Origin of the sequence: Sphaerisporangium sp. NPDC051017 (genome assembly GCF_040683095.1) — a bacterium.
In the GTDB taxonomy this organism is placed as follows: domain Bacteria; phylum Actinomycetota; class Actinomycetes; order Streptosporangiales; family Streptosporangiaceae; genus Sphaerisporangium.
This window is the reverse complement of sequence record NZ_JBFBCI010000107.1, coordinates 1-13,540: the sequence shown is the minus strand read 5'-3', so window position 1 is coordinate 13,540 and position 13,540 is coordinate 1. Positions and strand designations below refer to the sequence as shown.

Annotated in this window: 13 protein-coding genes, 1 pseudogene and 1 riboswitch; of the genes and pseudogenes, 6 read left to right on the top strand and 8 right to left on the bottom strand. The window is 71.8% G+C overall.

Going from position 1 to position 13,540, the window contains the following annotated elements; all coding sequences use genetic code 11:
* The first annotated feature begins 334 nt into the window (after window positions 1–334).
* Together AB0M95_RS39770 and AB0M95_RS39765 are read left to right on the top strand one after the other, a co-directional pair.
* Entirely contained in the window at window positions 335–574 is a 240-nt protein-coding gene (locus tag AB0M95_RS39770) for a type II toxin-antitoxin system HicA family toxin (RefSeq protein ID WP_358513058.1), read from the top strand.
* Complete coding sequence (locus AB0M95_RS39765) at window positions 564–1,187, top strand: hypothetical protein (protein ID WP_363776562.1); 624 nt, start codon at window positions 564–566, stop codon at window positions 1,185–1,187. Before AB0M95_RS39770 ends, AB0M95_RS39765 begins: the two co-directional genes overlap by 11 nt.
* Window position 1,188: 1 nt before the next feature.
* Here the strand turns inward: AB0M95_RS39765 and AB0M95_RS39760 are convergent, their stop codons facing one another.
* The 7 genes from AB0M95_RS39760 to AB0M95_RS39730 all read right to left on the bottom strand — a co-directional run bounded on the left by AB0M95_RS39760 (window position 1,189) and on the right by AB0M95_RS39730 (window position 9,070).
* Complete coding sequence (locus AB0M95_RS39760) at window positions 1,189–1,794, bottom strand: ATP/GTP-binding protein (RefSeq protein WP_363776559.1); 606 nt, start codon at window positions 1,792–1,794, stop codon at window positions 1,189–1,191.
* On the bottom strand, window positions 1,775–2,164 hold the full coding sequence (locus AB0M95_RS39755; protein WP_358513064.1) for a DUF742 domain-containing protein: 390 nt from the start codon (window positions 2,162–2,164) through the stop codon (window positions 1,775–1,777). Before AB0M95_RS39755 ends, AB0M95_RS39760 begins: the two co-directional genes overlap by 20 nt.
* Complete coding sequence (locus tag AB0M95_RS39750) at window positions 2,161–2,589, bottom strand: roadblock/LC7 domain-containing protein (protein WP_363776556.1); 429 nt, start codon at window positions 2,587–2,589, stop codon at window positions 2,161–2,163. Before AB0M95_RS39750 ends, AB0M95_RS39755 begins: the two co-directional genes overlap by 4 nt.
* The gene (locus AB0M95_RS39745; RefSeq protein ID WP_363776554.1) at window positions 2,589–5,027 is read right to left on the bottom strand and encodes a nitrate- and nitrite sensing domain-containing protein; all 2,439 of its coding nucleotides are present in this window, start codon (window positions 5,025–5,027) and stop codon (window positions 2,589–2,591) included. The genes AB0M95_RS39750 and AB0M95_RS39745 overlap by 1 nt, the downstream gene beginning before the upstream one ends.
* A 244-nt stretch (window positions 5,028–5,271) precedes the next feature.
* Window positions 5,272–6,870, bottom strand: a complete 1,599-nt coding sequence (locus AB0M95_RS39740; protein ID WP_363776551.1) for a prenyltransferase/squalene oxidase repeat-containing protein — start codon at window positions 6,868–6,870, stop codon at window positions 5,272–5,274.
* A complete protein-coding gene (locus AB0M95_RS39735; protein WP_358513072.1) occupies window positions 6,867–7,739 on the bottom strand; it encodes a terpene synthase family protein in 873 nt (290 codons plus the stop codon). The genes AB0M95_RS39740 and AB0M95_RS39735 overlap by 4 nt, the downstream gene beginning before the upstream one ends.
* Window positions 7,736–9,070, bottom strand: a complete 1,335-nt coding sequence (locus tag AB0M95_RS39730) for a cytochrome P450 (protein ID WP_363776547.1) — start codon at window positions 9,068–9,070, stop codon at window positions 7,736–7,738. Before AB0M95_RS39730 ends, AB0M95_RS39735 begins: the two co-directional genes overlap by 4 nt.
* Window positions 9,071–9,542: 472 nt before the next feature.
* A riboswitch (cobalamin riboswitch) is annotated at window positions 9,543–9,677 on the top strand.
* Between the two features lie 67 nt (window positions 9,678–9,744).
* Here AB0M95_RS39730 and AB0M95_RS39725 point away from each other — a divergent pair.
* From AB0M95_RS39725 to AB0M95_RS39710, 4 genes are all read left to right on the top strand, one after another.
* Window positions 9,745–10,704 carry an ABC transporter substrate-binding protein gene (locus AB0M95_RS39725; RefSeq protein ID WP_363776544.1) on the top strand — a complete coding sequence of 320 codons (960 nt, stop codon included), beginning with the start codon at window positions 9,745–9,747 and terminating at the stop codon, window positions 10,702–10,704.
* Window positions 10,705–10,859: 155 nt separating this feature from the next.
* On the top strand, window positions 10,860–11,783 hold the full coding sequence (locus tag AB0M95_RS39720; protein WP_358514186.1) for an iron ABC transporter permease: 924 nt from the start codon (window positions 10,860–10,862) through the stop codon (window positions 11,781–11,783).
* The gene (locus AB0M95_RS39715) at window positions 11,780–12,568 is read left to right on the top strand and encodes an ABC transporter ATP-binding protein (protein ID WP_363776541.1); all 789 of its coding nucleotides are present in this window, start codon (window positions 11,780–11,782) and stop codon (window positions 12,566–12,568) included. Before AB0M95_RS39720 ends, AB0M95_RS39715 begins: the two co-directional genes overlap by 4 nt.
* Window positions 12,569–12,605: 37 nt before the next feature.
* Window positions 12,606–13,289 carry an adenosylcobinamide amidohydrolase gene (locus AB0M95_RS39710; protein WP_363776565.1) on the top strand — a complete coding sequence of 228 codons (684 nt, stop codon included), beginning with the start codon at window positions 12,606–12,608 and terminating at the stop codon, window positions 13,287–13,289.
* A gap of 48 nt (window positions 13,290–13,337) precedes the next feature.
* Here AB0M95_RS39710 and AB0M95_RS39705 read toward each other — a convergent pair.
* Window positions 13,338–13,540: pseudogene (locus AB0M95_RS39705) on the bottom strand (hypothetical protein); the annotation flags it as partial.

Here is a 13,540-nt window from a genome sequence, read left to right as displayed (position 1 = left end):
GAGACGATCGGGCGCCGGCTTGCCGGTGACGCACTCGGCTGAGTTCGGTGTCCGCCCGGACCTCCCCGGTCATCGACGTGGGTTGCAACAACGGCCGACCCCGTGCCGACGTGCTACCGCTCGCGAGCGTTGATCGGGTCTGACTTCGTTCGAGCAGGCGCGCTGCATCGGCGTGTTCGAGCAGGCCGTCACCGGCCCACGTCGGCGACGAGCAATTCGGCGAGGTGGCGGGACGGGCGGCATGGCCGACAGTGGACAGGCCTGATCGCCCATAGTCACGTACTCATGCGCAGAGTGACGGGTAGGGTGGCACGGGCTCACCAGGAAGGTCGACGTGCCGAACCCATTCCCCTCTCTCAAGCCGCAGGAGTTGCTGCGTATCCTGCTCGCTCTCGGATACGAGGAGGTCGCCTGCAAAGGATCACATCGGAAGCTCGTCTGCGAGGGCAGACAGAGGGTGACGTTCTCTTTTCATGGCGGGAGTATCGCCCCCGGGGTCGTCAGAGACATACTGGTCAAGCAGGTAGGGCTGGACATGGACGAGGCGTTGAGGGTGGTGCGAGGTGACCGGTGAGATCATTCACCTGATCGTCAGGGAAGATCGGGGTGGCCGCGATTTCTACGCCACGTCGCCTCAGGCGCCGGGTTTCCTGTACGGACGTCCCTCTTTGGGGGAATTGCGCGCCGAGCTTCAGGAGGCGCTCGAATTCCACTTCGAGGAGCCGGGGCCCTACGCGGTCCAGGAACATCACGAACGGCACTACGACATCGGAGACGGAGAGGTCGTCATCCGTACGGCCGTCGACGGCCACGCGGACGCGCGTCGGGCCACCCGTGAGGCTCTCGGCCGGGCGATCATTTCGGATCCCGCCCAAGCGGCGGGGCTCGTCTCCGCCCCCGCCACCGAACTGGGAGAGGTCGTCTACATCTGCGGTGTGATGTCCGACACCATCGGATGGGTCATGCAACAACTCGACCCGAGGGGCGACATCGCCAACGTCGCCGTCTCCGTGGCCGACGTCATGATCGTCACAGTGCCGTTCGCCCATGGCCGGATGGCGGTCGACGACGAGACGGCGACCATCGCCTCCAAGGCCTACACCCTGGAGACGAAGCTGTCCGAGGTGGTCCGAGACCTCAAGATCGTCACACCGACCGCCACGCTGCGTACCGGAATCTGCGCGTAGGTCAATGGGGCGCGGGTTCGCGGGTGGTGCGGGTTTGCATGGCGTGTTGGACCAGGGCGACCAGCACATTCTTGCTCGACTCCTTCTGCCGCGCGTCGCAGAGTACGACAGGGAAGTCCGGGCCGAGGTCCAGGGCCATGCGGATCTCCTCGATGTCGTACTGGCGGGCCCCCTCGAAGCAGTTGACCGCGACGATGAACGGCGTGCCGCGCCGTTCGAAGTAGTCGACGGACGGGAAGCAGTCGGCCAGGCGGCGCGTGTCGGCGATCACGACCGCGCCCATGGCGCCGAGGGCCAGTTCGTCCCACACGAACCAGAACCGCTCCTGGCCGGGCGTGCCGAACAGGTACAGGACGTGGTCCTCGCCGATCGAGATGCGGCCGAAGTCCATGGCGACCGTCGTGGTCTTCTTGGCCTCGATGCCCGACAGGTCGTCGACGTCGACGCCGCGGTCGGTGAGCATCTCCTCGGTGCGCAGGGGCCGGGTCTCCGACACCGATCCCACCATCGTGGTCTTCCCGACCCCGAAACCGCCCGCGATCAGGATCTTGATCGCGGTGGGCAGCTTCGCCCGGCCGACGTCGCGCCTAGAGACTCCGTAGTCCATTGAGCACCGCCTTGTAGGTTTCCAGGTCGAGAACGTCGGTCTCACGCACGGGTTCCTGGATGGCCACGAATCCTCTGTCGACGAGGTCGCCGAGGAGGACGCGCACGGTTCCGGCCGGGAGGTCGAGGTGAGCGGCGATCTCGGCGACGGACAACGGCCGGTCGCAGAGTTTGACGATCTTGTGATGCTCGGGGCCGAGACCGGGTTCCGCAGTGATCACCGGGTTGATGGTCACGACGAGGGTGATCAGGTCGATCTTGCCCCGGCTCGGCTGGGTGCGTCCGCGCGTCATGACGTACGGGCGGACGATGCGTCCGGCCTCGTCGTCGAGCCACTGCTCGTCCGCGCTGCCGTCGGAGAGGCTCGTCATGTGGCGCCCTCATTCCTTGGGGAAGGGTTCTCCGATCGTGCGGGGGAGGTGAGGTACTGCCCGACGCGGGCCACGAGCATGGCCATCTCGTAGGCGACGAGGCCGACGTCGGCGTCCTGCGCGCACAGGACCGCGAGGCAGGCGCCCTGGCCCGCCACGGTGACCACCAGATAGGCCGACTTCATGGCGATGATGGTCTGGCGTACGGCCCCGCCCTCGAAACGCTCGCCGACCCCCTGGGCGAGGCTCTGGATCCCTGCCGCCACGGCGGACAGGTGCTCGGCGTCGGCCTGGCCGAGCCCCCGCGACGACGCGAGGAGCAGCCCGTCCGTGGACAGGACGATCCCGTGCTCGGCCTCCCTCACCCGCTGGACCAGGTCGTCCAGCAGCCAGGTCAGATCGGCGGGGGAACTGGTCCTCTGCATCACTCGCTGTCCTCTTCTGCCTGTTCACGCTTGGCGCGGCGGCGCGGCAGCCCGGCCGCCTCCGAGCGCCCGCGTTCGGTGCCGCTCTGGAAGGAGCCCATCAGCCGCCGCAGCTCCTCGGGGGAGAAGCCGTCCTCCTCGTCCTCCCGGGCCTCGGCGGCGGGGGTGGCCGGCTCGCTGCGCAGCTCGGGCGCGAGGTGAGCCTGGGCGACGCGGCGGGGCAGGCCGGATGGGGTGAAGGTGGGGCCGTCCGCGGGTGTCGCCGCGGTGGGGCCGGGGTCGAAGGACGACGCCCGCGTGGGACCGCCGTCGCGCGTCCCGTTCACCGGGTGGCCGTTGCCGTTCGCGTGGCGGCCGTTCGTGGGGTGGAGGCCCGCGCCGTCCGGCGCCGGGGGAAGCCCGCCCGCGGGAGGGGAGGGGAGGGCGGCCGGGCGGGGGTCACCGGTGGTGATCGCGGGGAACTCGCCGGTGCGGTGCCGCCCCTGCGCGGGGACGACGGCACCAGGACGCGGTGCGTCGTGTTCGTCGGTCATGGGCTCCGTGCCGGGTTCGAAGTCGGCGTCGCCGTCGATCAGCTCGCGGGGGATCAGGACCACCACCGTCGTGCCGCCGTACGGAGAGGCCTTCAGCGTGACCTTGATGTTGTGACGGGACGCCAGGCGGCTGACCACGTACAGGCCGAGGCGCGGGGTGCCGGAGAGCTTGAACTCCGGCGGGTCGGTGATGCGCTCGTTGGCGTCGGCGAGGTCCTCCGGGGTCATGCCAAGGCCGCGGTCCTCGATCTCGACGACATACCCCTTGGCGACCTCCTGGCCGCTGACCTGGACCGACGCGTACGGCGGCGAGAACGAGACCGCGTTCTCGATCAGCTCGGCCAGCAGGTGGATGACGTCGCCGATCGCGCGGCCGGCCAGCTCGGCCTCGCCCATGGGCATCAGCGTGACCTGGGTGTAGTCCTCGACCTCGGCGAGTGCGCCGCGCACGACGTCGACCATCGGGACCGAGCGGCGCCAGGCGCGGCCGGGGGAGGCGCCGGACAGGACGATGAGGTTCTCGGCGTTGCGCCGCATGCGGGTGGCCAGGTGGTCGACGCGGAACAGGTCGGCCAGCTCTGCCGGCTCGGTCTCGCGCCGTTCCATGGCGTCCAGGATGGTGAGCTGCCGGTGGACCAGCGACTGCGTGCGCCGGGCCAGGCTGAGCAGGATGCCGCGGTAGCTGCGCCGCAGCTCGGCCTGCTCGACCGCGACGCGGATCGCCGTCTCCTGCACGGTGTTGAACGCCTGGCCCACCTGGCCGATCGCGTCGTTGCCCGTGGCGAGCGGCGGCGCCTCCTCGGCGACGTTGACGTCCTCCCCGTGGCCTAGCCGTTCGACCACGTTGGGCAGCTTGCGGCCCGCCAGCTCCAGGGCGGCGGCGCGCAGCTCCTCCAGGCGCTGTACGAGGGCGCGGGCCGTGGTGATGGCCAGGATGATCGAGGCGATGACGGCGATGAGCCCGAGCCCGCCGGCCAGCGCCAGCCGGACGACGACGCCGGTGGCGATCGGCCGGGCGCGTTCGACGAGCTTCGCGCCTCCGGTGGTGAGCACTTTCTCGACCTGCCCCTGGACCGCGCCGGTGGCCGACTTCCAGCGCGCGCCGTCCACGGGGGCGAGCTGGGGCCGGGGCGTGATCATCAGCTGGTTCTCGAGGCGGCGCAGGCGGTTGTACGGCTCGCTCTTGGTCATCTGCTCGAAGGCCGCGCGGTCGGACGTGGGCAGCTCGGCGGCGACCTTGGAGAACAGGAACCGCTGGGTGCCGACGAGCTGGGCGAACTGTGCCCGCTCGCTCTCGCCGGGGCCGCCCGCGGCCAGGGATCCGGCGATCAGGGCGTCCTCCTGCGCGAGGAGTTCGCCGGCGCGGCTGAGCTCGATGAACGTGCGCGTGTCCTTGGCGAAGTCGGCGTCGTCCAGCGTGGCCATCGAGTCGTAGACGCGGAAGAGCGCGTCTACGATCCCGGTGATCGCGACGGAGGCGCGCCCGCGGTCGATCAGGCCCTCGTCCACCTGCTCGCGCATCGGGCCGAGGGCCCGCAGCTCCTGGGTCGCCTCGTCGATGCGCCGCCTGAGGGTCTCACTGGCCGCGTCCTGGACGGACGTGCTCGTGGCCTGCCTGCGGAAGTCGGCGCTCGCGTCGTCGGTCCTGGTCCGCTGCGCGTTCAGGGCGATGCGCTGCTGGCTGGAGCCGGGGGCGCCCAGCAGGACGAGCGTGAGCCTGCGCTCCTGCTGCAGTTCGACCCTCAGCCGCTCGCCGGGGTCGGCGATGCCGGAGTTCAGGGTGGCGACCCACAGGACGTTGAAGCCCTCACGCAGGGTGACCCAGGCCGCGAACCCCCACAGGGCGACCAGCGACAGCAGGAGCGCCGTGACCTTGGTCCGAATACGCGAATTACGGAAGCGCATAAGTCCATCCCTGGCGAGCGTCAGGAAGCTCATATCACGGTTCGCGGCGCATAAAGCTCAGGTCACGCTATCGTGCCCTATTGCGCCACATCGCATGGCAATGAGGCATTCCACCGCATCGCACTGGGGAACCCTAGCACGATGGCAAATGGTTCTCCGACTGTTCTGTGTCACTTTTGTAAACATGTCGGGTTGGCTGTCGGGTTATGTGATTCGGTATCACGTTTGTCGGCTGATGTGCCCTCTAGTGCTCCAACGTCGTGACGCTCCGTGCCAGGTGGAGCGCCCCCATGACCACGGCCCGGACGATCGCCACCGGCAGGTACAGGTCCTTGTCCACCCACATCGGCGGGTCCTCGACCCGCCCGGCGGACCGCAGAAGGTACTCCTGCCCCCGCTCGATCGCGGCCGACAGACGCCGGCTCCTGGCGCTCCCCGTCGTACCGCCCCCGGCCAGCAGGAGCTGGTACAACGCGTACGCCGTCTCCTCGGGCGTGCCGTCCCACAGCCCCCAGGAACCGTCCGGGCGCTGGGACGACAGCACCCAGTCCGCCGCCAGCCGCACCGGCCGGCGCGACGCGGCGCCGCCGAACTCGCCGAGCGCCAGCGCGCAGCACGCCGTGGCGTAGTACGGCGAGACGTGCCAGCGGTCCGTCCAGCTCCCGTCCGCCCGCTGCCGCGCGCACAGCCAGGCCGCCAGCCGCCGGACGGCCTCCGCGTAGCGCGGGCGCGCGTCGGGGCGGGCCGCCGTGAACTGGCCGAACGCGTCCAGCACGTGGGCGTTCACCGTCGTCGAGTGCCCGTCCTCGCCGAGCCACGTGCTGAAGTGCGTGCCGGTGTGGTACGCCCAGAGGCTGCCGGGCTCGCGCGGGGCGCCGAGCAGCGCCAGCGCGTACAGCGCCACCGACGTCGTGTCGGCGTCGGCGGGCAGCCCCGGCCCCGCCGCCACCCCGTCGGGGTCGATCCGCTCGCCGAGGCTCGCCACAAGCTCGACCGGCACGTCCACAGGGATGCCGGCGCGCAGCAGCCAGCTCACCACCCACCCGCGCTCGAACACCGTGATCGGGACCGCGCACGGCACCGGGCCGCCCGACAGCCGCACGACGGCCTCCAGGTGCTCGTGCGCCAGCGGCGCCGACCGTCCGGGGCCGCCGGGCTCGCCCAGCCAGGCGGCCGTGGCGGCCGGGGACGCGCCCACCGTCCCCTCGGGGGTCACCACGACGGCGGGGGCCCGCACGGCGGCCTCGCCCGCGACCTCCAGGGCGTGCATCAGCTTCACCGGCAGGGGAGCGCCCTGCCGCAGGCGCTCGCGGACGAGCCGCACCCGCGCGTCGTCCATGTCCTCGGGGAAGGGCAGGAGCGGGCAGGACTCCCACGCCCCGGGCACGGAGGAGCCGGCGAGGGCGCGGACGAGCCGGTTGACCGAGGTGACCAGTGCGGGGACGACGAGCTCGATCGCGGGCATGTCCGGCAGCGGCGCGCCGAAGCCCCGCCGCGCCCGGAGCCCGAGCGCGCGCAGGGCGCGTCCGGCGGCCTCCGCCACGGCCGGGGAGCAGGCGGGGGAGGTCCGGACGAGCTCGCCGAGCAGCGCGTCCGCCGCGCTCAGCGTGGGGACGAGCGCGTAGTCCTCGTGCGGGCCCCACAGGCCGTCCGGGCGCTGGGTGCCCACGAGGAACGCGATCCGCTCGGCGTGCCCGGTCAGCCACGGGGCCAGGGCCGCCAGCCGCCCCGTCTCGTACACCGAGGGCGAGGCGTCACCCCACGGGCGCGTCATGAGCCCGGACACCAGGGTTCGGGCCTCGGCGGCGACGTCGGCGGTCAGCGCGTCACCGTGAATGCTCATAAGTCGCCCCAGTAGTCGGCGAGCCGGTAGAAGCCCGCGCAGAAGTCCATCTGACGTTCGAGGTAGCCGGCGATCAGGGGGTCGCCGTCCCGCAGGGGCTCGATCAGCTCCCTGGCCCGGGCCGCCAGCGCGGCGAGGCGCCGGTCCACCTCCTCGCGGGGCGCACCGAGCAGCAGGGCGTTCAGGTCGCCCCACTCCACGTCCCGCCGGTAGGTCCCGAGGTCGTTCAGCAGGCGGATCACCCGTTGCACGGCCGCAGCCGCCTCCCGCACCGCCGCGATGGCGCCGGACGGCGCGCCGGTGTGGATCAGATGGGAGACGAAGACGAAGGTGAAGCCCAGGTTGTCGGCGTTGCCGAGGTACTGCTCCAGTGAGGGGACCGTGCCCGCGTCGCGCCACTCCCGCTCCAGGCGCATCGCCGCCAGCATGACCCGCAGTTCCTCGCGCCAGACGTGCCCGAGCGCGGGGAAGGCGGGGGCGGCGGACAGGTCCCGCCGGAGGTCGGCCAGGAACCGCGCCAGGTCGTCGCCGGGGGCCGGGTCCGCGCCGTCGGCGGCGGCCAGGCACCGGCGGGCGATGTCGTCCACCTCGGGCGCCGAGGCCGCGACGTAGTCCACCTGCCAGTCGAGCCCGAACGCCCACAGGGTGGCCTTGTTGGCCACCGAGAGCCGTTCGGCGGTGAACCACGGGCCGCTGAACGCCATGGCCAGGGACAACGTGCTGGTCAGCGCGTCGTCGAACGGCTTGGCCGAGAACAGGCCAGGGTAGGCCTCGAGCCATTCGCGCATCTGCCGCTGGGAGCTTCCGGCGACCGCGCAGATCAGCCCGGACTCCGTGGCGCCCGGCCACTCGCGGGCGGGAGCCGTCATCGCGGGCCCTGCCCGGCGCAGTTCACGGGAAGCAGCCGGAGTCCCACCGTGCCGCGCGGGCGCAGCAGCGCCGTCGCCGCGGGCGCGGGGGTACGGCCGCCGAGCGCCGCCGGGCGGAACCGGCTCAGGATGGCGGCCATGATCAGCGGGGCGTCCATGTAGAACAGGTGCTTGCCGACGCACTGGTGCGCGCCGCCGCCGAAGGGGAAGTACGCGTACCGGTGCCGCCGCTCGCCGCGGTCGGGGGAGAACCGCTCGGGGTCGAACTCCAGCGGCCGGTCCCACACCTCTTCGAGCCGGTGGGTGACGTACGGGCTGATCAGCACCATCGACCCGGCCTTCAGGCGCGTTCCGCCGAGGGTCTCGCTCCGCACGACCGTGCGGGGCAGCAGCCAGCCGGAGGGGTAGAGGCGCATGACCTCCTGCAGCACCATCTTGGTGTAGCGCAGCTCGGGCACGTGCGCGGGCAGGGCGGGGCCGGTGCCGACCACGCGGTCGATCTCGGCGTACACCTTCGCGGCCACCTCGGGGTGGGCTTCCAGGAGCGGCCAGGTCCAGGTGAGCGTCGACGCCGTCGTCACCGACGCCGCCGCGTAGATGCTGACGAGGTCGTCGCGGACACGCCGGTCGTCGCGCGGCGTGCCGTCCGCCTCCTGGGCGCGGCACAGCGCCGAGACGACGTCGGAGCCGTCGGCCGCCTCCCGCCGGACCTCGCGGATCAACGGGAAGATGATCTCGTCGATGGTCGAGACCGCGGTCTTGAACGCCCGGTCTCCGGGCAACGGCACCCGGTACGGCATGAACGGCAGGAGCAGCCGGGTGAAGACCGCCGCGTCGGCCGTGTGGTAGGCGGAGGTGAGGCGCTCGCCGTCCCGCAGGGAGATCCGGTCGCCGAACAGCACGCGCACGACGCTCTGGTTGACGATGGCGCCCATCGTGCGGGCGGCGTCCATCGGTTCCTTCGAGCGGGCGCGCGCCTCCAGTTCCTCGATCCGCGCGTCGACGGTGGCGGCGATCGTCCCGGCGAGCGCGGCGACGTACTTCGGCGTGAACAGCGGCTGGAGGATCCTCCTGCTGGCCTCCCAGCCGGGGCCGTCCCCGAGGATGCTGTCGCCGAGCAGGCGGCCGAGCGGCTGCCAGAACATGCCCTGGCGGCTGTAGTTGGTCCAGTTGTCGCGCATGACGTGCTGGACGTGGTCGGGGTGGGTCACCAGGTAGGGCCGCAGCACGCCCAGGTTCAGCCGGACGATTCGCCCGCCGGCCTGCCTGCCCAGCGCGGCCAGGCCGTTCGCGGGGTCGCGCACGATCGCCGGCGCCACCCGTGCCAGCATGGTCCGTTTCCCGGTACGGGCAGCGTTGATTTCAACCGGCATTCCGACGTTCTCCACCCTTTCAACGACCCAGAGGCGCACCGCTACGAGGGGTTCCTCGTCTCGCCGGGAGCTCTACGTCGAACACCGGGTGCCGCAGAAGCCGCAAACTTCCCAAGCGGCTACTCTTACGGCAAAGTGACACATGATCGAGTTGATATCACGATCTTCTGACCTGGAGCAAGATTTTCGGTCAAAGGTCCGGCCGGCTACGGCAGGTTGTACTGTCCGGATATCCGCCGTCATGCGGCTCGTGACCGGTACGCCCTGGGCTGGGCTAGTCTCGCCGCCAGTGTCGGCACACGTCGGGGAGCCGAGCGTGGAACCAGCGTCGGTGGGTCTGATCGGAGCCGGTCCCTGAAGGGCGCCCTGAACCGCCGAGCGGAGCGAGGCCATGGGCACAGCGCCCTGAACCCGACGCGTTGGAGGCGGCAATAAACCCAGTTGATACGGTTTCCAGTGACGCGCGGCGTGGAGCGAAGCCGGTGTGAGTCCGGCGCTGTCCCGCAACTGTGAGATCCTCCCGGATCGAGCCAGGTCGCCTCCTGCCGCGCCGACGTCGTCAACCCTCGTGGAAAAGGGTGATCCGTCCCACATCACGGGTCCCTTGTTTCCCGGCAACAGGAGGAACCCACGTGAGGCCCGTACGCACGGCCTTGGCGGGCGCGTTGCTGGGTGCGCTGACGCTGGCCGGATGCGGCCAGCCGACCGGCACCGCAGAGACCACCGCCACCCCCGCCCCCGCCACATCCCCCGGCGAAACCGCGCAGGCCGCGGGCTTCCCGGTGACCGTCCAGGCCGGCAACGGCCCGGTGACGATCGCCAAGAAGCCAACGAAGATCATCTCTCTGTCGGCCAGCCATACGGAGACCCTGTTCGCGATCGGCGCGGGCCCTCAGGTCCTCGCCGTCGACGACCAGTCGAACTACCCTCCGGAGGCGCCCAAGACCGACCTGTCGGGGTTCAAGCCCAACGCCGAGGCGATCATCGCCAAGCAGCCCGACCTGGTCATTGTGTCCAACGACATCGACGGCGTCGTCGCCGCGCTCACCAAGGTCGGCGTCCCGGTGCTGCTGGAGCCCGCAGCCACCAAGCTGGACGAGGCCTACGACGAGGTCACCGACCTCGGGGCGGCCACCGGCAACGCAGAGAAGGCCGGCCAGGTCGCCGCGGACATGAAGCGACGGATCGACGCGTTCGCCGCCGCCGCGCCCAAGGGCAAGAACCTGACCTACCTCCACGAGCTGGACAGCACGCCGTACTCCGTGACCTCCAGCACGTTCCTCGGCCAGATCTACGGCCTGTTCGGGCTGACCAACATCGCGGACAAGGCGCCCGACACGGCCGGCGGCTACCCCAAGCTGTCCAGCGAGTTCGTGGTCAAGGCCGACCCCGACCTGATCTTCCTGGCCGACATCAAGTGCTGCGGCCAGTCCAAGGAGACCCTCGCCAAGCGGCCGGGCTGGGCCGGGCTCTCGGCGATCAAGAACGACCGGGTGATCCCCCTGGACGACGACATCGCCTCCCGCTGGGGGCCGCGCGTCGTCGACCTCGTCGAAATGGTGGGCGAGGCCGTCGGGAAGGCCTCCGGCTGAAACCCGCGACGGTTTCCACCGAGCCCCCGCCCGAGTCCCCGGCGCCCATCGCGGCCCCGGGGGCTTCGGCGCGGTCGCGGACGGCCGCCCTCACGGTCGCGCTCGCCGTGCTGGCCGTCTGCGTGCTGCTCGGGCTGGTGATCGGCGCGGTCGGCATGCCGCTGAAGGGCGTGGCGCTCGAACTGCTCGACCGGCTGCCCTTCGTCACGGTCGACTCCGGGCTGTCGCCGGTCGAGAAGGGGCTGCTCGTCCAGTTGCGCCTGCCCCGCGTGGTGCTGGCGGCGATCGTCGGCGGCCTGCTGGCGATGTCCGGCGCCGGCTACCAGGGCGTGTTCCGCAACCCGCTCGCCGACCCCTACCTGCTCGGCGCGGCCGCGGGCGCAGGCTTCACCGCCACCCTGATGATCGTGCTGATCCAGGTGGACGGTCTGGTGCCGCTCGCGGCGTTCGGCGGGGCGATCGGCGGGGTGCTGCTGGCGTACGCGCTCGGCAGTACGGCGGGACGCGGTGGCGGTACGGCCACGCTCGTCCTGGCCGGGGTCGCGGTGTCGTCGTTCCTCGCCGCGCTCCAGGCGTTCGTGCAGCAGATCCGCGTCGAGCAGTTGCAGAAGATCTACTCGTGGATCCTCGGCGGCATCGGCGGCGACTGGTCTCAGGTGTGGCTGGTCGCGCCGTACGCCGTGGTGTCGTCGGTGGTCCTGCTGGCCCACGGGCGGCTGCTGGACGTGCTGTCGGTGGGGGACGACGAGGCGGTCGGCCTCGGCGTCGACGCCCGGCGGGTCAGGCTCGTCGTCCTGTGCGCCGCCTCCCTGGCCACGGCGTCGGCGGTCGCGGTCAGCGGGCTCATCGGGTTCGTCGGCGTGGTCGTCCCGCACGTCGTGCGGCGCCTGGCGGGCGGCTCCTACCGGGTCGTGCTGCCCCTGTCGTTGGTCGGCGGGGCCGCGTTCATGGTGCTCGCCGACCTGCTCGCCCGCACGATGCTCGCCCCGGCCGAGCTGCCGATCGGCGTGGTCACGGCCTTCGTCGGGGCGCCGTTCTTCGTCGGCGTCCTGCGCGCCACCCGGGCGGTGAGCGTGTGACCGGGGACGGCGCGCCCCCGGTCGAGGTGCGGGACCTGGAGGTCTCGCTGGACGGGAGGCCCGTCCTGTCCGGTGTCGGGCTGTCGGTGCGCGGCGGCGAATGGCTGGCGGTCATCGGCCCGAACGGCGCGGGCAAGTCCACGCTGCTGCGCGCCATGATGGGCATGGTGGAGTCCCGGGGCGAGGTGCTCGTCGACGGCGCGCCCGCGCGCGGCCTCCGGCCCCGGCAGCGCGCCCGGCTGATGGCGTACGCTCCGCAGGACCCGCTGTTCCCCCCGGCGATGACCGTGTTCGAGTACGCCATGCTGGGCCGCACGCCGTACATCTCCTATCTCGGCCACGAGTCCCGCCGGGACAGGGAGATCACCGGCTCGGTGCTCGAACGACTCTCCCTGTCCCCGCTCGCCGGTCGCCCGCTCGGCCACCTGTCCGGCGGCGAGCGCCGGCGGGTCGTCCTCGCCCGCGCGCTCGCCCAGCAGGCGCCCGTCCTGCTGCTGGACGAGCCCACCAGCGCCCTCGACCTCGGCCACCAGCAGCAGGTGCTGGAGCTCGTGGACGGGCTGCGCCTCGCCGACGGGCTCACCGTGGTCACCACCATCCACGACCTCGGCCTCGCCGGGCAGTACGCCGACACGATGCTGCTCATCGCCGGCGGCCGGCACATCGCGTCCGGCCCGGCCGGGGACGTGCTCACCGAGCCGCTGCTCGCCCGCCACTTCGGCGCGCGCGTCCACGTGAGCGCCGGCCCGGGCGGACGCCCGCTGGTCAACCTCGTGCGACCATGAGCCCGCCCATGAGACCCGCCCGTGAGGAGCGCCCGTGCTGTCTTTGAGCCACCGGCACGAGGACGGCGCGCGCCTCGCCTCGCTTCTGTGGGAGTTCGGCCCCGGCTGGCGCATGATCTCCTCGGCCGTCCTCGGCGGCGGCATCGGCCCGCGCGAGTGGGTGCTGAACGCGCAGGTGGTGGCCGGGTACGCACGCATGGACCCGACGGAACACCTGAGGGAGCTCGCTCCGCCGGGCCCCGGGGTCGGCATGATGACCGCGGCCTCGGTCGCCCGCTACACCCGCCGCGAGGACGGGGGAGCCGAGGCCGTCGCGACCGTCGGGCTGCGGGTCCCCACCTGGGCCGCGTCGCCGGAGGGGGCGCCCGACCCGGAGTTGCGGCCCGTGCGGCGCGAGCCCGTCCACCCCGGGACGATCAACATCATCGTGGCCGTCCCCGTGGCCATGAGCGACGCCGCCCTGGTCAACACCGTGATGACGGTGACGGAGGCCAAGACCCAGGCCCTGATCGAGGCCGGGTACGCCTGCACGGGCACCGCCTCGGACGCCGTCTGCGTGGCCGTGCCCGCCACCGGCCCGCAGGAGGCGTTCGGCGGCCCCCGCTCGACCTGGGGCGCCCGCGTCGCGCGCGCCGTCCACCACGCCGTACTGGAGGGCGCGCACGCGTGGGCCGCCGCCAACGACGTCGAGCCCGGCGACGCCCTCGGGGCTACGAGGTGAAGGCGGCGGTGCCCAGCAGGCGGTCGATCCGCGCCTGGTCGGACGAGTCTAAGCGGGGCGGTAGCGCACCCAGATATCACCGGTCTTCACGTAGCCGGTGAGCCGCACGGTGACGTCGTCGGACGCCAGTGGGCCCCGGGGGCGGTTGTGGACGGGCCCCATGGACCGCCTGACGACCTCCCTGTCGTCCACCCTCCAGCCGCGCGGCACCACGATGACGATGTCGCCGAACCAGGAGGTGACCTCCACGT